19 protein-coding genes and 1 pseudogene are annotated in these 18,812 nt (G+C 72.2%); 4 read left to right on the top strand and 16 right to left on the bottom strand.

All coding sequences use genetic code 11. The features are described from left to right. Positions 1-132: 132 nt before the first annotated feature. The 3 genes from modA to ACWGDB_RS01935 all read left to right on the top strand — a co-directional run bounded on the left by modA (position 133) and on the right by ACWGDB_RS01935 (position 3,017). Positions 133-957 (top strand): molybdate ABC transporter substrate-binding protein, encoded by an 825-nt coding sequence (modA, locus tag ACWGDB_RS01945; RefSeq protein WP_453820589.1) that lies wholly within the window; start codon positions 133-135, stop codon positions 955-957. Beyond that, the gene (gene modB, locus ACWGDB_RS01940; protein ID WP_453820588.1) at positions 954-1,802 is read left to right on the top strand and encodes a molybdate ABC transporter permease subunit; all 849 of its coding nucleotides are present in this window, start codon (positions 954-956) and stop codon (positions 1,800-1,802) included. Before modA ends, modB begins: the two co-directional genes overlap by 4 nt. Positions 1,803-1,940: 138 nt before the next feature. Then, positions 1,941-3,017 (top strand): ABC transporter ATP-binding protein, encoded by a 1,077-nt coding sequence (locus ACWGDB_RS01935; RefSeq protein WP_453820587.1) that lies wholly within the window; start codon positions 1,941-1,943, stop codon positions 3,015-3,017. Positions 3,018-3,087: 70 nt separating this feature from the next. Here the strand turns inward: ACWGDB_RS01935 and ACWGDB_RS01930 are convergent, their stop codons facing one another. Continuing rightward, a complete protein-coding gene (locus ACWGDB_RS01930) occupies positions 3,088-3,639 on the bottom strand; it encodes a YciI family protein (RefSeq protein WP_453820750.1) in 552 nt (183 codons plus the stop codon). 109 nt (positions 3,640-3,748) lie between these two features. Here ACWGDB_RS01930 and ACWGDB_RS01925 point away from each other — a divergent pair. After that, positions 3,749-5,152 (top strand): annotated as a pseudogene (locus ACWGDB_RS01925) (M1 family metallopeptidase). A gap of 7 nt (positions 5,153-5,159) precedes the next feature. On the opposite strand, the gene ACWGDB_RS01920 reads toward ACWGDB_RS01925, so the two are convergent. The 15 genes from ACWGDB_RS01920 to ACWGDB_RS01850 form a co-directional block, all read right to left on the bottom strand. Beyond that, positions 5,160-5,570 carry a hypothetical protein gene (locus tag ACWGDB_RS01920; RefSeq protein ID WP_453820586.1) on the bottom strand — a complete coding sequence of 137 codons (411 nt, stop codon included), beginning with the start codon at positions 5,568-5,570 and terminating at the stop codon, positions 5,160-5,162. Between the two features lie 97 nt (positions 5,571-5,667). Then, positions 5,668-6,171, bottom strand: coding sequence for a winged helix-turn-helix transcriptional regulator (locus tag ACWGDB_RS01915; protein ID WP_453820585.1), 504 nt, complete (start codon positions 6,169-6,171; stop codon positions 5,668-5,670). Further along, on the bottom strand, positions 6,168-7,226 hold the full coding sequence (locus tag ACWGDB_RS01910; RefSeq protein WP_453820584.1) for an LLM class flavin-dependent oxidoreductase: 1,059 nt from the start codon (positions 7,224-7,226) through the stop codon (positions 6,168-6,170). The genes ACWGDB_RS01915 and ACWGDB_RS01910 overlap by 4 nt, the downstream gene beginning before the upstream one ends. Beyond that, positions 7,226-7,732: an SRPBCC family protein gene (locus ACWGDB_RS01905; protein WP_383602003.1), complete on the bottom strand. Its 507-nt coding sequence runs from the start codon at positions 7,730-7,732 to the stop codon at positions 7,226-7,228. Before ACWGDB_RS01905 ends, ACWGDB_RS01910 begins: the two co-directional genes overlap by 1 nt. A gap of 143 nt (positions 7,733-7,875) precedes the next feature. Continuing rightward, positions 7,876-8,166 (bottom strand): hypothetical protein, encoded by a 291-nt coding sequence (locus ACWGDB_RS01900; RefSeq protein ID WP_453820583.1) that lies wholly within the window; start codon positions 8,164-8,166, stop codon positions 7,876-7,878. A gap of 88 nt (positions 8,167-8,254) precedes the next feature. After that, complete coding sequence (locus tag ACWGDB_RS01895; RefSeq protein ID WP_453820749.1) at positions 8,255-9,196, bottom strand: sugar kinase; 942 nt, start codon at positions 9,194-9,196, stop codon at positions 8,255-8,257. A gap of 566 nt (positions 9,197-9,762) precedes the next feature. Further along, on the bottom strand, positions 9,763-10,710 hold the full coding sequence (locus tag ACWGDB_RS01890) for an SMP-30/gluconolactonase/LRE family protein (protein ID WP_453820582.1): 948 nt from the start codon (positions 10,708-10,710) through the stop codon (positions 9,763-9,765). Continuing rightward, entirely contained in the window at positions 10,707-11,339 is a 633-nt protein-coding gene (locus ACWGDB_RS01885) for a bifunctional 4-hydroxy-2-oxoglutarate aldolase/2-dehydro-3-deoxy-phosphogluconate aldolase (protein WP_453820581.1), read from the bottom strand. Before ACWGDB_RS01885 ends, ACWGDB_RS01890 begins: the two co-directional genes overlap by 4 nt. Continuing rightward, a complete protein-coding gene (locus tag ACWGDB_RS01880; protein WP_453820580.1) occupies positions 11,330-12,187 on the bottom strand; it encodes a hypothetical protein in 858 nt (285 codons plus the stop codon). Before ACWGDB_RS01880 ends, ACWGDB_RS01885 begins: the two co-directional genes overlap by 10 nt. Then, positions 12,181-13,326 (bottom strand): galactonate dehydratase, encoded by a 1,146-nt coding sequence (gene dgoD / locus ACWGDB_RS01875; protein WP_453820579.1) that lies wholly within the window; start codon positions 13,324-13,326, stop codon positions 12,181-12,183. Before dgoD ends, ACWGDB_RS01880 begins: the two co-directional genes overlap by 7 nt. Beyond that, positions 13,323-14,063 (bottom strand): FadR/GntR family transcriptional regulator, encoded by a 741-nt coding sequence (locus ACWGDB_RS01870; protein ID WP_453820578.1) that lies wholly within the window; start codon positions 14,061-14,063, stop codon positions 13,323-13,325. The genes dgoD and ACWGDB_RS01870 overlap by 4 nt, the downstream gene beginning before the upstream one ends. A gap of 40 nt (positions 14,064-14,103) precedes the next feature. Continuing rightward, positions 14,104-14,853 carry an SDR family NAD(P)-dependent oxidoreductase gene (locus tag ACWGDB_RS01865; protein ID WP_453820577.1) on the bottom strand — a complete coding sequence of 250 codons (750 nt, stop codon included), beginning with the start codon at positions 14,851-14,853 and terminating at the stop codon, positions 14,104-14,106. Between the two features lie 76 nt (positions 14,854-14,929). Next, positions 14,930-17,002, bottom strand: a complete 2,073-nt coding sequence (locus ACWGDB_RS01860; RefSeq protein ID WP_453820576.1) for an alpha-galactosidase — start codon at positions 17,000-17,002, stop codon at positions 14,930-14,932. Next, positions 16,999-17,877, bottom strand: coding sequence for a carbohydrate ABC transporter permease (locus ACWGDB_RS01855; protein WP_453820575.1), 879 nt, complete (start codon positions 17,875-17,877; stop codon positions 16,999-17,001). Before ACWGDB_RS01855 ends, ACWGDB_RS01860 begins: the two co-directional genes overlap by 4 nt. Next, positions 17,877-18,812: a carbohydrate ABC transporter permease gene (locus ACWGDB_RS01850; RefSeq protein ID WP_453820574.1), complete on the bottom strand. Its 936-nt coding sequence runs from the start codon at positions 18,810-18,812 to the stop codon at positions 17,877-17,879. Before ACWGDB_RS01850 ends, ACWGDB_RS01855 begins: the two co-directional genes overlap by 1 nt.

The following is an 18,812-nucleotide window of genomic DNA, read 5'->3' as shown; positions in this document are numbered from 1 at the left end:
ATGCGATGCGACAGGAGACTTTCCCATCGTATCTGCGGCATTATCATCGACGGATGCGGCCGAATGGCGGCGTGGTCCGTCGGGACCGCCAGTGATTGTGCGTCCGTCAGGACCAGAGGGAGTGGACCCGTGATGACCCGTACCGCGCGCCGGAACCGCCGGACCCTGCAGGCGGCCGGCGCAGGCGCCGCCGCGCTGCTGGCGCTGAGCGCCTGCTCGTCGTCCGACGACTTCTCCTCGAAGTCGGACACCTCCGCGTCCGCCTCCTCCTCGGGCAAGCTCTCCGGCGAGGTGACCGTCTTCGCGGCGGCCTCGCTGAAGGAGAGCTTCACGACGCTGGGCAAGGAGTTCGAGAAGGAGCACCCGGGTACGAAGGTCACCTTCAGCTTCGGCGGCAGCGACTCGCTCGCCGCGAGCATCACGGGCGGCGCTCCGGCCGACGTGTTCGCCTCGGCCAGCCCCAAGACCATGAAGATCGTCACGGATGCGGGGGGCGCCTCCGGCACGCCTTCGACCTTCGTCCGCAACGAGCTGGAGATCGCCACCCTCCCGGGCAACCCCGACAAGATCTCCTCCCTCAAGGACCTCACCAAGTCGGGCCTGAAGATCGTGCTCTGCGACAAGGAGGTGCCGTGCGGTGCCGCCGCGCAGAAGGCGCTGGAGGCGAGCGACCTGAAGCTCACGCCCGTCTCCTACGAGCAGGACGTCAAGGCCGCTCTGACGAAGGTCGAGCTGAAGGAGGCCGACGCGGCCGTCGTCTACAAGACGGATGTGCACGCGGCGGGTGACAAGGTGGAGGGCGTGGAGTTCCCCGAGTCCGCCGACGCCATCAACGACTACCCGATCACGCTGCTGAAGGACACGCAGAACGCCGAGGCCGCCAAGGCGTTCATCGCGCTGGTGCAGTCCGCCGAGGGCCAGCAGGTCCTGACCGCGGCCGGGTTCCTCAAGCCGTGATCCCGAGCGACAAGGCCGGCGCGGCGACCGACTCCCTCCGGGGTGGGCCGCGGCGTCGCCGTATCCGTACGGGCGTGCCACTTCCCCTGCTGTTCCCCGCCCTGATCGGTGTGGCGTTCCTCGTCGTGCCGCTGATCGCCCTGCTCGTACGGACCCCGTGGCGGAATCTGCCCGAGCAGCTGACCAGCGCCGAGGTGTGGCAGGCGCTCCAGCTGTCCCTGGTCTGCGCAACCTTGGCCACCGCCGTGAGCCTGATCCTCGGCGTGCCGCTGGCCTGGCTGCTGGCCCGCGTCGAGTTCCCCGGCCGGGGCCTCGTACGGGCCCTCGTCACCCTCCCTCTCGTCCTGCCGCCGGTCGTCGGGGGCGTGGCGCTGCTGATGGCGCTCGGCCGCAACGGCATCGTCGGGCAGTGGCTGGACTCCTGGTTCGGGATCACGCTTCCGTTCACCACGGCGGGGGTCGTGGTCGCGGAGGCGTTCGTGGCGATGCCGTTCCTCGTCATCAGCGTCGAGGGCACCCTGCGTGCCGCCGATCCCCGCTACGAGGAGGCCGCCACCACCCTGGGCGCCTCCCGCTTCACCGCATTCCGCCGGGTCACGCTGCCCCTCATCGCCCCTGGCATCGCGGCGGGCGCGGTCCTGGCCTGGGCTCGCGCGCTCGGCGAGTTCGGCGCGACGATCACCTTCGCCGGCAACTTCCCCGGCCGCACCCAGACCATGCCCCTGGCCGTGTACCTGGCGTTGCAGAGCGACCCCGAGGCGGCCATCGCGCTCAGCCTGGTGCTGCTGGCTGTGTCGATCGCCGTGCTGGCGGGGTTGCGGGACCGATGGATGACAGCGGGATGAGCGGGGGTGCGGGACCGGGAGGACATGACCGCCACACACCCGCTCCCACCGACCGCAGCGCGACGACCAGGCCTGAACCACCGCAGGATCGCCCGCCCACCCCGGGCCGGCCCTGCCCGACCGTGAGATGACTGCCGGATGACCGAGACCTACGACGTCCACGCCGACGCCGTTCCGGACGGGCTCGACGCCCGACTCGTCGTGGACCGTGGTGCCTTCCGCCTCGACGTGACGCTGACCGTCGCTCCCGGCGAGGTGGTCGCGCTGCTGGGCCCGAACGGTGCCGGCAAGACCACCGCCCTGCGTGCCCTCGCCGGCCTGACCCCGCTCAGCGCCGGCCATCTGCGGCTGGACGGTGCGGAGTTGGACCGTACGCCGCCCGAGTCCCGGCCGGTCGGCGTCGTCTTCCAGGACTACCTGCTCTTCCCCCACCTCACCGCGCTCGACAACGTGGCGTTCGGGCCGCGCTGCCAGGGCGCGTCCAAGGCTGAGGCGCGGGCGCAGGCCGCCGAATGGCTCGGCCGCCTGGGGCTGACGGCTCACGAGGGCGCCAAGCCGCGCAAGCTGTCCGGCGGCCAGGCCCAGCGTGTCGCCCTCGCCCGCGCGCTCGCCACGAGCCCCCGGATGCTGCTGCTCGACGAGCCGCTGGCGGCGCTGGACGCCCGTACCCGCCTGGAGGTCCGCGCCCAACTCCGGCGTCACCTCGCCGAGTTCGAGGCGGTCGCCGTGCTCGTCACGCACGATCCGCTCGACGCCATGGTCCTGGCCGACCGCCTGGTCGTCGTCGAGCACGGCCAAGTCGTCCAGGAGGGCGCCCCGTCCCACATCGCCCGCCACCCCCGTACGGACTACATCGCCCAGCTGGTCGGCCTGAACCTCTACCGGGGCGAGGCCGAGGGCCACACCGTGCGACTCGCCGCCGGGCCGTCCGTCACCACGACGGAGGACCTGTCCGGTCCCGTCTTCGTGGCGTTCCCGCCCAGCGCGGTCACACTCCACCGCGACCGCCCGACCGGGTCCAGCGCACGTAACCTCTGGCAGTGCCAGGTGGCCGGCCTGGAGACGCACGGCGACCAGATCCGCGCCGATCTCACCGGCGAACTCCCCCTGGCCGCGGACCTCACCACGGTCGCCGCCGCCGAACTCGATCTGCACCCGGGCGCGGAGGTCTGGGCGACGGTGAAGGCGGCACAGACCCACGCGTATCCCGTTTGAGCCCCCGAGTCCGCGCGTCGAGGCTCGCGACGGCTGACGTGTGAGGCGGATAGGTCCGGTGGGCCTCGTCTCAGGACCGCCGCCCGCCGAACTGCCAGTCGTGGACCTCGACATCGGCGTACCGCTTCGGCGTCAGTACGGCGCGTGCCGTCGCCGGGTCCGGCGCCCGCACCAGGGCAGCCGTCCCCAGCCACGCGGTGCCGTCGTCGGACAGCAGGGGCCCGTAGGCGATCAACTCCTCCCGCTCGGGCGGCAGATCCTGGTCGGCGGCCTGTCCCGAGCCGAGGCCGAGGACCAGGTAGCGGTTGCCCTCGGTGGCGCCGCCGGGGAAATCCCACATGGTGCGTCCGAGCAGGTTCTGCCAACGCCGCAGCAGCACGTCCCGGTACACACCGGCCTGATAGTTGGGCTCGTCGAAGGCGAACGCGCGGGCGGTGGCGGCATCGGGCAGGTCGACGATGTGCACGCTGCCGGACGGCGTGTCACCGTCGGCGGCGAACGTCGGCCCCCGGGCGATCATCTGTGCCGCGAAGAGGTCCATGTACGACCAATGCTCCTCCAGCAGTTGGTCGCGCAGTTCCAGGGAGTCGGGCCGATCACGGTGGTAGCAGAAGAACTCCATGCCAACAGTCTTCACCACCCCCCTCGTACGCCGCCGAGAGCGGAGCGGAGCTCGCCACTTCCCGCACGTGAGGGCCAATGCCTCACTCGCTGTGGCATGATCCGCTGCCATGCCGTCGTTACCCGCGTGGTCGTCAAGGGCCGCCGGCCGTCTGCTGATTGTCCTGCTCGCGTTGCTCGCCGCACAGGGCGCCACCGGGGCCGATGCCGTCACGGCATCCGGGGCCGAGGCCACGACCACCGCAACGCCCGCCGCGACACCCGACCGGCTTCGCTACGACGTGTCGCTGCGCGGCAACGCCGACGGCTCTCGCTGGACGGGTCGGCAGCGCGTGTCGCTGCGCAACTCCTCCGATCGGCCGCTGCGCGAAGTGTTCGTCCGGCTCTGGGGCAACGGTGTGGACGAATGCGGCTCGCCGGGAGCGCCGTCACCGGTCGAGGTGTCCAGGATGAGCGGGGGCACTGCGGGCGGGCTCTCCGTGAACTGCACGGCTCTGCGGATCGCTCTGCCGAGGCCGCTCGCGCGCGGGGAGCGCGCGGTCGTCGCCTTCGACGTGTCGATCACCGTGCCCGAGCGCAACGGCCGCTTCGGCCGCTAGGGCGCCTTCCATTTCCTGGGTAATGCGCTGCCGGTGCCGGCCGTGCAGGATGCCAAGGGCTGGCACCTCGATCCGTACGTGTCGACCGGGGAGAGCTTCCACACCCTGGCCGGCGATTTCCGGGTGGCCATCGACCACCCCACGGCGCTCAAGGTCCCGGCCACCGGACGCACTTGGACGCGCCCCGGCAAGCACGGTCGCAGCCTGACGCTGAGTGTCGCGCACCGAGTGCGGGACTTCGCATGGGCGGCGGGCCCGTTCCGCACCGCCACCGAGACCACGCCCGGCGGCGTGCGGGTGAGGTCCTACTGGGCGCCGGGCACGTCCGCGGAGGGGGTGCGCCTCAGCCGCCAGGACGGTGCCGCCGCGGTCGACCGGTTCGGCGAGGTGTCGGCCGCTATCCCTACGACGAGCTCGACCTCGTGATGACCAGCGGGTTCGGCGGCGGGATGGAGTACCCCGGACTGGTCCTGCTCGGCACCCACCGAGGAGGGCAGTGCCGTCGTCCACGAGGTCGCCCACCAGTGGTGGTACGGCATCGTGGGCAACGACGAATACGGCGCGCCCTGGCTCGACGAGAGCTTCGCCCAGTACGCCAACGCCCGCTTCTACGGCTGGGAGACCCGCGACTGCTGGTCTCAGGTCGACTGGCCGAGCGACGAAACGGCGCTGACCCATTCGATGGCGTACTGGGCCGGACACCCCGGCGAATACCACTTGCTCTATACGGCCGGCCCCTGCGCGCTGGCGTACCTGGAACGCACTCTCGGCGCGAACACCATGGCCCGCCTCCTCAAGCAGTACGCCCGCGACCACTGGTACGGCGTTTCCACCACCGCGGAATTCAAGAAGGCCGCGCAATCCGTGACCGGCAAAGACCTCAACCCGTTCTGGAAGCTGCACCGGATCCGGTGAAGGACGGTCAGGGAACCAGCTTGATCGAGTTGTACGGCGTCAGCGAACCGTGGAACGCCTTCCCGGCGGGAATCGTCACGGTGCAGTTCGTGCCGTTGTAGCCGAGGCAGAGCAGTGCGCGCGCCCCGCCGGTCTGGTTGTTCCAGACGGTGTGGTCGTCGTACTCGTTCACGAAGTTGTACGTGCCGTAGTGGTAATAACGGTGCTCGGGGACCGGGTTGCCCATGGGAATCAACGTGTCGTAGACGCAGACGTGGCCGGGCGAGCAGTTGTCGACGGTGGGGCCGGGATTGTCGTCGATCCACATGGCCGCGGCAGGAGACGCACCGACCATGGTGGTGACGGCCGCTACGGCGATGGCGGCGGATACGGTGGCACCACGCAGCCTCAGACGTTCGATCCGGTTCTTGAGCGTCATTCGGAATCCCCCGGTTTCATGAAGTGCACTCGCACGAACTCGCCCGAAGCTACTGGTAGTTGAGCGAGTATCACAAGTCCCGCAATTATCGGTCGGATCAGTCCTTGGAGAATCGGCGCTGTATGTCGGGCCGGGACCTGAGGCGGTCCGGGTAGCCGGGGCCCATCCGTGCGGTCGTGTCGTCGGCGTGCAGCGGCTCGTGGCAGGCGGAGCACACCACTTCCGCCCGACCGTCGTGGCCGCAGGTCTCGTGGTGCAGGGTGACCGGGGGTCCCTCGGGCCCGGCGAGCCAGCGGTCACCCCAGCTCGCCATCGCGGCGAGGACCGGGAAGAGGTCCTTGCCCTTCTCCGTCAGCAGGTACTCGTGGCGTGGCGGCTCGCTCTCGTAGAGCCGTCGCTCCAGCAGCCCCGCCTCGACCAGGCGCCGCAGCCGGTCGGTGAGCGTGTTCCGGGCGATGCGCAGCTCTGTCTGGAAGTCGTCGAAGCGACGGCAGCCGTAGAACGCCTCCCGCAGGACCAGCGGGGTCCAGGCGTCCCCGACCACGTCCAGGGTCCGCGCGATGGAGCACGGCCAGTTCGCGAAGGACGTCCGCGCGCTCATGTCCGCGCTCCGGCCTCGTGGACCAGCTCGATCGCGCGGCCCAGGGTGTCGAGCCGGGCGGCCAGGTCCGCACCGGACGGGTACAGGCGGACGGTGTCCACGCCCGCGTCGCGCCAGACTCGGAGCCGCTCCCGGACCATGGGCTCGGTGCCGATCAACGTCGTCGCGAGGACCATCTCGTCGGTGACCAGCGCGGCTGCCCCGTCCCGGTCGCCGGCCTGCCAGCGCTGCCGTACCTCTGCGGCGACCTCCGCCCAACCCTGCCTGCTGTAGGCACGGTTGTAGAAGTTGGTGGACGCCGAGCCCATGCCGCCGAGGCTGAAGGCCAGTTCCTTCTTGCGGCCGGCCACCATGGCGCTCAGGGCTTCCTCGTCGGGGGCGAAGGCCACTTCGGCGCCCTGGCAGACGTCCAGATCCGCTCGGACGCGCCCGCCGTGCGCCAGCCCTTCGTCCAGGTGAGCGAAGTAGGCGCCCGCCGCTCCCTCGGGCACGAAGCTCGTGCCGAGCCAGCCGTCGGCGACCTCGCCGGTCAGCCGGAGCATGGCCGGTGACAGTGCGGCCAGGTACAGGGGCACTGGGTGCTCGGCCCGCATCGACAGTTTCATCGGTACGGCGTCGCCGCCGGGCAGCGGGATGCGGTACTCGGTGCCGGAGTGGTCGATCTTGCTGCCGGCCAGGACCTGCCGCACGATCTCCACCGTCTCGCGGACGCGCGCCAGCGGGCGGGCGAAGGGAACGCCGTGCAGTCCCTCCATCACCTGCGGGCCCGAGGGGCCGAGGCCGAGCAGGAAGCGTCCCTGGGAGAGGTTGGAGAGGGTGATCGCGGTCTGCGCGAGCGCGACCGGGGTGCGCGTTCCTACCTGCATGACTCCGGAGCCCAGCAGCATGCGTTCGGTGCGGGCGGCGTAGTAGCCCAGGGCGGAGGGCGCGTCCGAGCCCCAGGCCTCGGCCACCCAGCAGATGTCCAGGCCCAGCTTCTCCGCCTCGACGACGAAGTCCGCCTGCCGGGTCCAGGAACCGAGCCCCGACGCCTCGACCGTGATCGCGGCCCTCATCACGCCTCCGCCAGCTTCTTGATCTGCCCCAGCGTGACGGTCATGTTGCGCTCGAACTCACGCAGGCGTACGAACACGATCTTCTGTTCCTTGTCCGGCATCGCGTCGATGGCGAAGGACAGACCGGACCGGCCGGGGCCCATCTGCATCCACTCGGCCAGTTCGGTTCCGCCGTCCTTGGACTCCAGGCGGAAGCGCCAGACGGCAGAGGGACTGGCAGGGTCCGACACGGCCCAGGCGAGGAGGTGCGGAGGCCGGCACTCGATGACATGCGAGGTGGTCTCCCACTCGCCCAGGGACTCGTGCCTGCTCCTGCCGACGAACCGGGCACCCACGGCGGGCCGGACCGCGCCGTCGAGCCACTGCACCGACTGGAGCTCGTCGCTCATGTCCGGCATCAGCGTGACATCGGAGACGATCTCCCACACCCGGTCCGGCGGCGCGTCCACCCACGTCCGCACTTCGACCGTGGGCGTGTCCGCATAGCGTGCGCCCGTCCACTCCACTCCGCACCAACTCCATCCCCGACAAAGACCCGTGAAGCCTGTGACCTTCAGAGTTGCGTAACGAGACTCACTGCGTCAAGAGTGCTGCCGAGCCAGGTCGCGCCCGTCCCTGTCTCTACGCGTCGCCCCCTTACGCGTCAGCCCTACGCGCCGACGTCGCCCGTCTCCTTCTGCCGGACGGCTCTCCTCACTTGCGTTTCGACATCGCTGCGCTGCTCGCCCTGCGCCTTCGCATAGTCGGCAACCGCGGTCCGCACATCCCGAGCCAGGTCCCGCCAGGCCCGCAAGGCAGTGTTGTACGTGGTGGTCTGCCGCTGACTCCAGCCGCCTTCCTGAGTGGGCGGCCCGTACATGCCCCGCAGCTTCTCCACGCGGTGGTGCGCCTGCTCGGCCGCGCGCTGCTTCTCCACGAGCTCATCAAAAATGTTCGTCACACAAATGGAGCATAGGGAGGTAAATGCCGCACCGCGCGTCGAGCCGGGACCTGGCTGGGACGGACGCCCACCGGGTGTATCGCCCGGCTCAGGCCGACGGCGCCACGGCGGCCCGTTCCGCCCACTCCTGCACCGACAGATCGAGTAGCGCTTCCATGTCCTGCGAGCCGGGCAACGGACCGTGGTCTCCGGTCACTTGGAGGGCGGAGGCGGCGGTGATGTGGCCCAGTCGCAGGGCGCGTGCCGTGGTCCTGCCCCGCAGGAGGCCCGCGAGGAAGCCGGCCGCGAAGGCGTCGCCGGCGCCGACGGGCTCCACCACCGTCGCGCGCGGCGTCGGCACCGTGGCTCTGCCTTCGTCGCTGAACGCGGTCGCGGCGTTGGCGCCGTCCTTGACGACGAGGATGTGCGGGCGCGGGAGGTGCTCCCGTACGTCCTGCGGTGTCAGGTTCTCGCCCCACAGGGCCTGTGCCTCGTCCAGGCCGACGAAGACGATGTCCGCCCGGTCCGCCAGCTCGCGCAGCACCGTCGGGGCCGAGCCGTCCGGCCACAGGGCGGCACGATGGTTGACGTCGAAGCTCACCGCGTACGGGCGTGCGGCGCCCTCGGGGTCCAGCGCCCGCGCCACCAGGCGACGGCACGGCTCGGAGAGCGCGGGCGTGATACCGGTCAGGTGCAGCAGCGAGGCCGTGCGCAGGGGCTCGCAGTCCAGGACCTCGGGGCCCAGGGCGGAGGCGGCCGAACCGCGCCTGTAGTAGTGCACGCGGGTCCCGGCGGGGCTCGGGTCCTTCACCAGTAGGCCGGTCGGGCGGTGGGGGTCGGTGCGCACGTGCGACACATCGACGCCGGCGGCGGCGACGGTGGCACGCACACGCTGTCCCAGCGGGTCGTCGCCGAGCGCGGAGAGCCAGGCCACCGGGATGCCGTGGTCGGCGAGATACATGGCGACGTTCGACTCGGCACCCGCCACGGACACCCGCAGGTGCGCCGCGTCCACCAGCGGGGTCGGCGGGTCGGGGGCCATGGCCGCCATCGTCTCGCCGACGCAGACGACGGGGCCCGGGGTGGGGCGCCAGGGGGTGGTCGTGCTGGATGCCTGGGCGGCGGGCGTAGGGGGTGCCTCCGGGGGTGCCGTATCGGATGGCGGCGGGGCGGTCATGCCGGTCGGCTCGGCGGGTGCGGCCTCGGATGCTCCCAGAGCCCCCACACCGAACGGCGGCCCGCCCGTCATGCCGGAAGCCTCAGCAGGCGCGGCGCCGGATATCTCTACGGCCGCCATGCCGGACGGCCGCCCACCATGCACCCCGGAGGTCTCCGCGGCTGTTGCAGCAGACGGCTGAACAACGGCCGCACCGGAAACCTGAGCAGGCGCGGCGCCGAACGCCCCTACCGCTGCCATACCGGACGACCACCCGACACACACCCCGGAGGTCTCCGCGGCAGCCGCAACAGACGGCCGAACAACGGCCGCACCGGATGCCTCAGCAGCTGCGGCCCCTGATGCTCCCAGGGCCCCCACACCGAATGGCGGCCCGACCGTCACACCGGATGCCTGCGCGGCGGCGGCAGCGGATCCGGTACCGGACAGCCCCGCGGCGGTCACGGCTGGTCCCCGACGGCGGTGGGCCTCGGGGGATCGCCGGCATTGGTCCGGCTCGTCCGATCCCAGGTGGTCGTAGCATGCCGGGCGATGTCCAGCCGGACCGCGGGCGTCGGCGTGCCCGGCACGTTCACGCGGGTGGTGAACAGGGCGCCGTCGTCCGGGCCCGGTGCGGGCAGGCCCACGTGGGCGGTCGTGATGTGCAGGACGTCGTGGGCGAGGCACAGACCGGCCGGCTGTCGTGCGGGCAACCGCAGGGTGCGGTCGAGCGTGCCGTCGGGGAGATGGCGGCGGACGGTGCCGGTGCCCCAGACGGCGATCCACACGGCGCCCTCGACGTCGACCGCCATGCCGTCGGGACTGCCCTCGCCGATCGTCACGAAATCCCGGGGTGCGCCGAGGGCCGCGGTGACGGGGTCCACGGGGTAGCGCCGGACCACGCCCCGCGCGCTGTCGGCCAGATACATGACGCTGCCGTCCGGCGTGAACGCCGGTCCGTTGGGCACGGTGATGCCCTCCAGTACCCGTACGACCGTGCCGTCCCGGTCGAGGCGGTACAGCGAACCGGCACCCTCCTCGGCGTCGTAGGCCATGCTGCCGGCCCAGAAGCGGCCGAACGGGTCGGCGACGGCGTCGTTCATGCGCATCGGGGGCCGGGCGTTGTCCTCCGGCCGTGCCAGCCAGTCGGCCTTGCCGTCGGGGTGGAGGATGCAGATGCCGGTGCCCGCGGCGGCGATCCACGCGCCGACGTGACCGGCCAGGGGTGCCACGGCGCCCAGCGGGACGGGGAGTTGGGCCACCGTGTGCAGGGGTGCCGCGGGGTCGTCCGGGGCCGACATGAGGCAGCCGGTGAGGATGTCGACGAGGACGATGCCGGAGCCGGTCCAGCGGATGCCCTCGCCCAGTTCGAGGCGGTCGGGCCGGGTGGGGCGCAGCTCCGGCGTCACCGCGTCACCTCTTCCACAACCTTGCGGAAGGCACCGGCCCGCTCCCTGAGCGCGGTGATGCTGCCGCCGTCGGCCGCGTCGCCGACGAGGGGGGAGCCGACGCCGACCGCGATGGCCCCGGCCGCGAGGCAGGCGCGGGCGACGACCTCGTCGACTCCGCCCACCGGGACGAACGCGGCGTCGGGGAACGGGCCGCGCAGGGCCTTCAGATAGGCCGCTCCCCCGGCCTCGGCGACCGGGAAGACCTTCAGCGCGGCCACTCCCATGGCCTGCGCCGCGATGATCTCGGTCGGGGTCAGCACACCGGCCAGGACCGGCATGCCCAGCTCCCGCGCCGCGCGGACGCCGTCGCCGAGTCCCGGCGTGACGGCGAAGTCGGCTCCGGCACGGTGGGCGGCGCGGGCGTCCTCGGCGGTCAGGACGGTGCCGGCGCCGAGGGGTCGGTCCGGGCCGAGCGTGGTCCGGGCGCGTTCGATGACGGAGAGGGCGCCCGGGGCGGCGAGTGAGACCTCGATCAGTTCGACGCCCTCCTCGGCCAGGGCCAGCACGGTGCGCAGGGCGGCGTCGGGGTCGCCGCCCCGCACTATCGCGACCAGGCGGTGGGTGGCCAGCGCGGCGGTCAGGTCCACGGACGGTGCTCCTTCGGTGCGGGGGTCGAGGGGCAGCGGCAGGCCCCGGTGAGCGTGAGACGCCAGCGGACCTCGCCGGACGCCGGTACCCGCGCGGCGTCGTCGGGGCCGGCGTCGGCGAGGTCGAAGACGCGGCCGAGCATGGGCTCCACGCCCGTGCTCCGGTACGGGTGCGGCCGGGGGTAGCCGGCGAGGTTGCGCCACAGGGCGATCGACACGGGTTGTCCGTCCGCCACCAGTTCCAGGGCGAGCCGGTCGCGGTCGTCGTGGACGCAGCATCGCGCCGAGTCGACGACCGCCCCGACCGCGGTGCCGTCGTCGGGGCCGAGCCGGTCGAGGGGCAGCCCGTGCGGTGCGGGCCAGCTGCCGGTGATCCAGGGTGCCCCGGCGGGCCAGGTCCGGGCCATGAGAGGGGCGGCCTCGGGGAACAGGCGGGTGGCCGCGCCGGCCGGCATGCGCAGGGTGGCGTGCGGCGAGAGGTCGAGCAGGGCGTGCGCGGCCCAGACGAAGCGGAAGCCGGGCCGTGCGGTGAGCGTGTAGTCGACGTGGGTGCCGTCGGACATGGCGCGGATCGACCGTGCGAGGGCGAAGGACTCGCACTCGACGTGTTCGGTGTCGCCGGTGCGGGTCCAGGGGCGTGACCAGGCGTCGCCGTGATCGGGAAGGCCGCGGACGGTGGGGACGCACTCCTCGAGGCCGCCCGCGTCCACGAACGCATCACCCGGTACGGCCTTGTCCCGTTCCGGCGCCGTACGGTGCCACAGCCATTCACGGCCCCCCGAACGCAGGGACGTCCAGCGGCCGCCGTGCGCGGGGTCGGTGGTGATGGCCGGCACCCTCGTCACCATTCGGCGAAGGAGCCGTCGGCGTGCCGCCAGACCGGATTGCGCCAGGTGTGTCCGCTGCGGTCGGCCGCGCGTACGGCCGCCTCGTCGATGGTGATGCCCAGGCCCGGGGCGTCGTTCAGCGGTGCGTGACCGGCCACGAAACGGAACGGGGCGGGGTCGGCGAGGTAGGACAGCAGGTCGGCGTCCTTGTTGTAGTGGATGCCGCGGCTCTGTTCCTGGATCAGGAAGTTGGGTGTGGCGAAGGCGACTTGGAGGCTGGCGGCCAGCGCGATCGGGCCGAGCGGGCAGTGCGGGGCGAGCTGGGCGCCGTAGGTGTCGGCGAGGGAGGCGATGCGGTGGACCTCGGAGATGCCCCCGGCGTGCGACAGGTCGGGCTGGGCGACGGCGATGCCCGCGGTGAGGGCGGGCAGGAACTCGGCGCGGGAGTAGAGGCGTTCGCCGGTGGCGAGGGGGATCGGGGTCGTGGCGACCAGGCCGGGCAGCAGATGGCCGTGTTCGGGGACGACGGGTTCCTCGACGAACAGCGGGTGCAGCGGGGCGAGTTCGGCCAGGACCCGGCGGGTGCTCGCGGCGGTGAAGCGGCCGTGGAAGTCGACGGCGACGTCACGGTCGGGGCCGAGTGCCTCGCGGGCGGCGGCCACACGGGCGACCACCGCCGCGGTCTCGGCCGCGGTGCCGATCGGCGAGGTGGCGCCGGCGCCGTTCATCTTGACCGCGGTGAAACCGGCCTCGACCTGGGCGGCTATCTGTTCGGTGAGCTCGGCGGGTTCGTCGCCGCCGACCCAGGCGTAGACCCGGACGCGGTCGCGCACGGGGCCGCCCAGCAGGGCGTGCACCGGGGCTCCGTAGGTCTTGCCGGCGATGTCCCACAGGGCCTGGTCGAGGCCGGCGACGGCGCTGGACAGGACGGGGCCGCCGCGGTAGAAGCCGCCCTTGGTGAGGACCTGCCAGTGGTCCTGGATGCGCAGCGGGTCCTGGCCGACGAGGTACTCGGCGAGGACGTCCACCGCGGCACGGACCACCTCGGCCCGTCCCTCGACGACGGGTTCCCCCCAGCCGACCACGCCGTCGTCGGTCTCGATCCGGCAGAACAGCCAGCGCGGCGGGACCAGGAAGGTTTCTATTCGGGTGATCTTCACTTACCGCCGTTGCCTTTCGTGTCGTCGGGTCCGTCGATCCGGTCCAGGTCGCGTCCGGCCTGGACGAGAAGGGCCCGCATCGCCGCCTCCGCGGCCTGCGCGTTCCGGTCGCGTACGGCGTCCAGGACGGCCCGGTGGGCCGGTACGGGGTCCTCGCTGTGCGGGTGGCTGTGCACGATGCGGTCGCGGTGGGCGAGGCCGGGCTCGATGACCATCTCCATGCGCTGGAGCAGCTCGTTATGGGTGGCGCAGAGCAGGGCGCGGTGGAAGGCGAGGTCGGCCTCCACGGCCTGTCCCGGGTCGGAGCCCTGCTCACCCATCGCCTCCAGCGCCGCGTCCAGGGCCGCCAGGTCGGCGTCGGTACGGCGTTCGGCGGCGAGGCGTACGGCGGCCGGTTCGACGATGGCGCGTACTTCGGCGAGGTCGGCCAGCAGCGTCCGGTCGGCATCGGTGGCGACGTCGGCGCCCTCGAACTGCCAGCGCAGTACGTCGGCGTCGAGGAGGTTCCAGTCGGCGCGGGCTCTGACGAAGGTGCCGCGTTTCTGGCGGGCGTCGACCATCCCCTTGGCGGCGAGCACTTTCAGGGACTCGCGCAGGGCGGTGAGACTGACGTCCAACTCGCTCTGCAGCGCCACCAGGTCGAGCGTGGCTCCCTCGGGGATCCGGCCGCCCAGGATGCGGCGGGCGAGGGCCTCCACTGTCTGGCCGTGCACGCCGCGGCGGGCGTAGGGCGTCATGTCGTACAGCCTTTCTGCTGGGAACTGGGGACGGCGGCGGTCATGCGGACGCCTTCACGACGCTCCAGCCGCCGTCCACGACCAGGCTCGTGCCGGTGATGTAGGCGGCTTCGTCGGCGCTCAGGAAGGCGATGGCCGCGGCCACCTCCTCGGGGGTGCCGAAGCGGCGGGCGGCCGTCTCGGCGACGCTGCGCTCACGGTCCTCGGGCGGCACCCGGTCCCAGGCGGCGGTGAGGATGGGGCCCGGCAGGACGGCGTTGACGCGGACGTCGGGCCCGTACTCGACGGCGAGCTGACCGCACAGGGACAGCAGCGCGCCTTTGGACGCGGCGTAGGCGGGATGGCCGGGGATCCCCACGCGGGCGTGCACGGACGAGGTCAGCACGGTCGCCCCGCGCCGGGCCCGCAGATCGGGCAGCACCGCCCGGAAACCGAGGAAGCTCGCGGTGAGGTTCACGGAGAGCTGGCGCTGCCACGACTCCAGGGTCATCTGGTGGGCCGGGACGACGTCGACGGTGTAGGCGTTGCCGACGAGGACGTCCACGGGTCCGAAGTCGTGGGCGGCGGCCACGATCCGCTGCCAGTCGTCCTCCGCCGCCACGTCGGCCCGCACGAACCGGGCCCGGCCGCCGTCCTTCGCGATCCGTTCGGCGACCGCCGCACCGGCATCCTGCGACAGGTCGGCGAGGACCACGGCGGCTCCCTCCGCCGCGAGGCGTGCGGCGGTGGCGGCGCCGATTCCGGAGGCCGCACCGGTGACGACGGCCGTGCGGCCGGTGAAGCGGTCCATCGTGGGTCGACTCCTTCGTGAGCGTGTCGCGGGTGCTCCGTGAGCGGGGACAGGCCGTGCGGGAAACATATGCGGCTCACTGACGTGTCAGTACCACGAGGTCCGCGTCATGATCGGCACTCCAGGCGAACGGCAGCCCGTAGTGCAGCAGATGGGCGCCGCTGTACGTCGTCCCGGTGGCGGTGTCCCGATAGTGGGCCGTCGGCTCCAGTGCCCGCAGCCGGAGCCGGTCGGGGCGGCCGGGCACGAGGGGCGAACCGTCGAGCCGTCCGGTGCCGAGCGCTGCGACGACCGTGCGGTCCCCCGCGTCGTACTGGACCCCGCAGGTGGGGTCGGCCGGAGAGCCGAGCAGCCGGGCCTCGCCGTGGTGGACGACCTCGCGCAGATCCTTGTAGCGGGCGATCCACCGCGCGGCCTCGACCCGCTGCTCCGGAGTCCATGCGCGCAGGTCCGCGCCGATGCCCAGGACCCCGCACATGGCGTTCACGAAGCGGAAGGCGAGGCTGCGCGGGCGCGGGTCGAAGATGCCGGGCGCGTCGGTGACCCAGGAGCTCATGACGTGCGGGGCGTGGGCGTGCAGGAAGCCGTGCTGGATGGAGAGCCGGTCCAGCGGGGCGGTGTTGTCGCTGGGCCAGACGACGTCGGTGCGGGCCAGGGTGGCGTGGTCGACGCGTGCGCCGCCGCCCGCGCAGCCCTCGACGGTGACGTGGGGGTGGGTGGTGCGCAGGTGGTCGAGCACGCGCAGGTAGCCGTGGACGTGCTCGGCGTCCAGGTCGAGGCGGTCGGCGGGCCCGGCGCCGGGGCGGCCGCGTTCGGTGGGCGGGCGGTTCATGTCCCACTTCAGATAGCTGATGTCGTACGTGCCGAGGAGCCGGTCCAGGGTGCCGGTCACGAAGTCCTGGACGTCGGTGCGGCCGAGGTCGAGCAGGAGTTGGTTGCGGATCAGGCGGACGGGCCGGCCGTCGATGCGGTAGACCCAGTCGGGGTGTTCGGTGTGGAGCCGGCTGCCGGGGCTGACGGCCTCGGGTTCGACCCACAGGCCGAAGTCGAGGCCCAGGCCGTGCACCTCGTCGACGAACCCGTCGAAGCCCTGTGGGAACGCGGCCGGGTCGGGATGCCAGTCGCCGAGCCCACCGGTGTCGTCGCCGCGGCCGGTGAACCACCCGTCGTCGACGACGAACAGTTCGGCCCCGATGTCCGCCGCCGCCTTCGCCAGCTCCAGCTGTGCTGCGGCGTCGACGTCGAAGCCGGTTGCCTCCCAGGAGTTGTAGAGGACCTTGCGGGGGCGGTGCAGCCGGTCGCCCGCGAGGTGGCGTTCGTAGCGGTGCCAGACACGGGACAGCCCGTCGAGTCCGTCGGGGCTGAAGGCGCAGGCGAGGCGGGGAGTGACGAGGGTGTCTCCGGGCGCGAGGAGGACCGCGCCTTCGTGGGGGACCCGCCCGGCGCGCACGCGCACCGAACCGCCCGGTTCGGCCTCGGCGGTGATGTGCCAGTTGCCCGGCCATTCGAGCGCGATGCCGTACGTGGCCTGCGCGTCCCCGTCCTGCACGGCGAGCCAGGGCGCGTACGCGTGCCCGGGCGCGCCCTGGAGGCTGCCCATGGTGAACGTCCCCCTGAGCAGGTCGAGTTGGGTGCGCTGGAACTCCTGCGACCACTGGCCGGTGAGGTAGGTGAGCCGGGCCGCGTCGGTCACCGGGATGTTCACCGCGCCGGAGTCGAACCGCTCCAGTCGCAGTTCCGCCCTGCCGGTGTGCTCGGTCCAGCGGAGGATCACGTCCGTGCCCGGCACGGTCTCGTAGCACAGGACCGTGCGCAGACCGAGCACCTCGTCGGTGAAGGCGAGCCGCAGCGTCCCCTGCCCTTCCTCCGCTCCCTCGAAGTCCCACCACACGCCCCGCTCCTCGCCCGGGCGTGCCGCGATGAGGTCGGCGCCGGTGAAGGGCCGCAGTCCGTGCGGCACATACTCGGCGGGGGCTGCGTCGGCGGGCGTGACGAAGTGGGTACGCCGGGAACGGTCGAGGGCGGAGGGGCCGTACTCGACGCCGAGCGGGCCCCAGGCGTCGAGTTCGGCCCACGGGCCCTGCGGGGAGAGGCGGACGGTGTAGCTGGTGTGCTCGGTGTGCAGGGTCCAACGCCGGTGCGAGGTCACTTCACCGCTCCCAGGTTGAGGCCGGCCACGAAGTGCCGCTGGAACCGCAGGAACACGGCGACGGTGGGCGCGGCGGCGATGACGGAGCCGGCGGCGATCACGTTCCACATCGACACGTACTGGCCCTGGAGTCCGATGAGGGCGGCGGTGATCGGCATTTTGGTGTCGCTGCGCAGCACGGTGATCGCCCACAGCAGGTCGTTGAAGATCCAGGTGAACGACAGGGCGCTCAGCGCGGCGAGCGCGGGCCGGGTCAGCGGGAGGATGATCCGCCAGAAGATCTGCCAGGGCCCCGCGCCGTCGACGACGGCGGCCTGCTGGATCTCGGCCGGTATCGCCCGCATGAAGCCGTGCAGGACGAAGACGTAGAACCCGACACCGAAGCCGATCTGCACCCCGATGAGCGCGGTCAGGGTGTCGTGGACGCCCATCAGCTCGCTCAGCTTGGACACCGGGATGAGCAGGATCTGCGGCGGGAGCAGGTTGCCGCCGAGCATGAGCAGCAACAGGGAGCGGCGCAGGGGCAGTTCGTAGCGGCTGAGGGCGAACGCCGCCATGGCCGCCAGGGCCAGGGTCACCAGGACGCACGGGACGGTCACGAGCAGGCTGTTGATCAGGGCGCGCTGCTGACCGCCGTCGACCCAGGCGAGCCGGAAGTTGTCGAGGGTGAAGGAGTGGGGCCAGCTGCCCAGGCCGTGCGCGGCGATGTCGTCGAAGGAGCGCAGGCTGGTCACCAGGACCAGGGCGATGGGCAGCAGCCACAGCACCGCGAGCGCACCGGCGCCGAGGTGGAATCCCGCGGTGGCGGTGCGGCGGCGGCGCAGCGCCGCGGAGCCGGCGGAGGTGCGCGGGGCGGAGGTACGGGTGGCCGGCATCAGTCGGCCTCCCGGAAGGCGCGCACGAGGTAGGAGGCGATGACGCCGAAGGCCAGCAGGAAGATGACGACGGCCAGGGCGGAGCCGTATCCGAGGCGCAGGGACTGGAAGGCTGTCGAGTACATGTAGGTGCTCAGCAGTTCGGACGAGTGGTAGGGGCCGCCGCGGGTCAGCGACCACACGACGTCGAAGGAGCGCAGCGAGTCGATGATGATGACGGACACAACGACCGCGTTGACGCTGCGCAGTTGGGGCAGGGTGACGTGCCGGAAGCGCTGCCAGGCGCTCGCGCCGTCGACCTTGGCGGCCTCGTACAGCGCCGGGTCGATGCCCTTGAGCCCGGCGAGGTAGAGGACCATCACGTAGCCGATCTGCCGCCACAGCGCGGGCACGATGACCGCGTACAGGGCGGTGTCCTGGTCGGCGAGCCAGGCGTGCCGCAGGCTGCCGAGGCCCACCGACTCGAGGAGTTGGTTGAGGACACCGTCGGGCTGGTAGATGGCCTGCCAGACCAGGGCGGTGGCGACCAGGGAGAACACGACGGGCAGGAAGAGGGCGGCGCGGTAGAAGCCGATGCCGCGCCGCTCCTGCTGGAGCAGCATCGCGGCGGCGAGGCCCAGCAGGGCCGAGAGGCCGCCGAACAGCACCAGCCACAGCACGGTGTGCCCGACCGCGCCGCGGAAGACGTCGTCGCCCGCCATCTCCCGGAAGTTGTCCAGGCCGACGAACTTCGGTGCCGACACACCGTCCCAGCTGGTCAGGGCGAGGTAGAAGCCCTGCAGCGCGGGCCAGAACACCCACACCGCCTCGGCGAGCAGCGGGACGAGGACGAAGGCGACCACCAGCGGGGGTGTGCGCCCGGGTCCCCGGCCCCGGCCGCCACGGGACGGCGCCGGGACCGGGAGCTTGCGGTGGGGGGCGGTCAGGACGGCCAT

This window comes from Streptomyces sp. NPDC055013 (assembly GCF_053608645.1).
Note: the sequence above shows the minus strand (reverse complement) of the source record. Positions and strands in the feature narration are given on the sequence as shown.

Bases quoted from the DNA above. Each gene is read 5' to 3' on its own strand.
- modA (WP_453820589.1), top strand. From the start codon at position 133: ATGACCCGTACCGCGCGCCGGAACCGCCGGACCCTGCAGGCGGCCGGC.
- ACWGDB_RS01935 (WP_453820587.1), top strand. From the start codon at position 1,941: ATGACCGAGACCTACGACGTCCACGCCGACGCCGTTCCGGACGGGCTC.
- ACWGDB_RS01930 (WP_453820750.1), bottom strand. From the start codon at position 3,639: ATGGAGTTCTTCTGCTACCACCGTGATCGGCCCGACTCCCTGGAACTG.
- ACWGDB_RS01920 (WP_453820586.1), bottom strand. From the start codon at position 5,570: ATGACGCTCAAGAACCGGATCGAACGTCTGAGGCTGCGTGGTGCCACC.
- ACWGDB_RS01915 (WP_453820585.1), bottom strand. From the start codon at position 6,171: ATGAGCGCGCGGACGTCCTTCGCGAACTGGCCGTGCTCCATCGCGCGG.
- ACWGDB_RS01910 (WP_453820584.1), bottom strand. From the start codon at position 7,226: ATGAGGGCCGCGATCACGGTCGAGGCGTCGGGGCTCGGTTCCTGGACC.
- ACWGDB_RS01895 (WP_453820749.1), bottom strand. From the start codon at position 9,196: ATGGCGGCCATGGCCCCCGACCCGCCGACCCCGCTGGTGGACGCGGCG.
- ACWGDB_RS01880 (WP_453820580.1), bottom strand. From the start codon at position 12,187: ATGGTGACGAGGGTGCCGGCCATCACCACCGACCCCGCGCACGGCGGC.
- ACWGDB_RS01870 (WP_453820578.1), bottom strand. From the start codon at position 14,063: ATGACGCCCTACGCCCGCCGCGGCGTGCACGGCCAGACAGTGGAGGCC.
- ACWGDB_RS01865 (WP_453820577.1), bottom strand. From the start codon at position 14,853: ATGGACCGCTTCACCGGCCGCACGGCCGTCGTCACCGGTGCGGCCTCC.
- ACWGDB_RS01855 (WP_453820575.1), bottom strand. From the start codon at position 17,877: ATGCCGGCCACCCGTACCTCCGCCCCGCGCACCTCCGCCGGCTCCGCG.
- ACWGDB_RS01850 (WP_453820574.1), bottom strand. From the start codon at position 18,812: ATGGCCGTCCTGACCGCCCCCCACCGCAAGCTCCCGGTCCCGGCGCCG.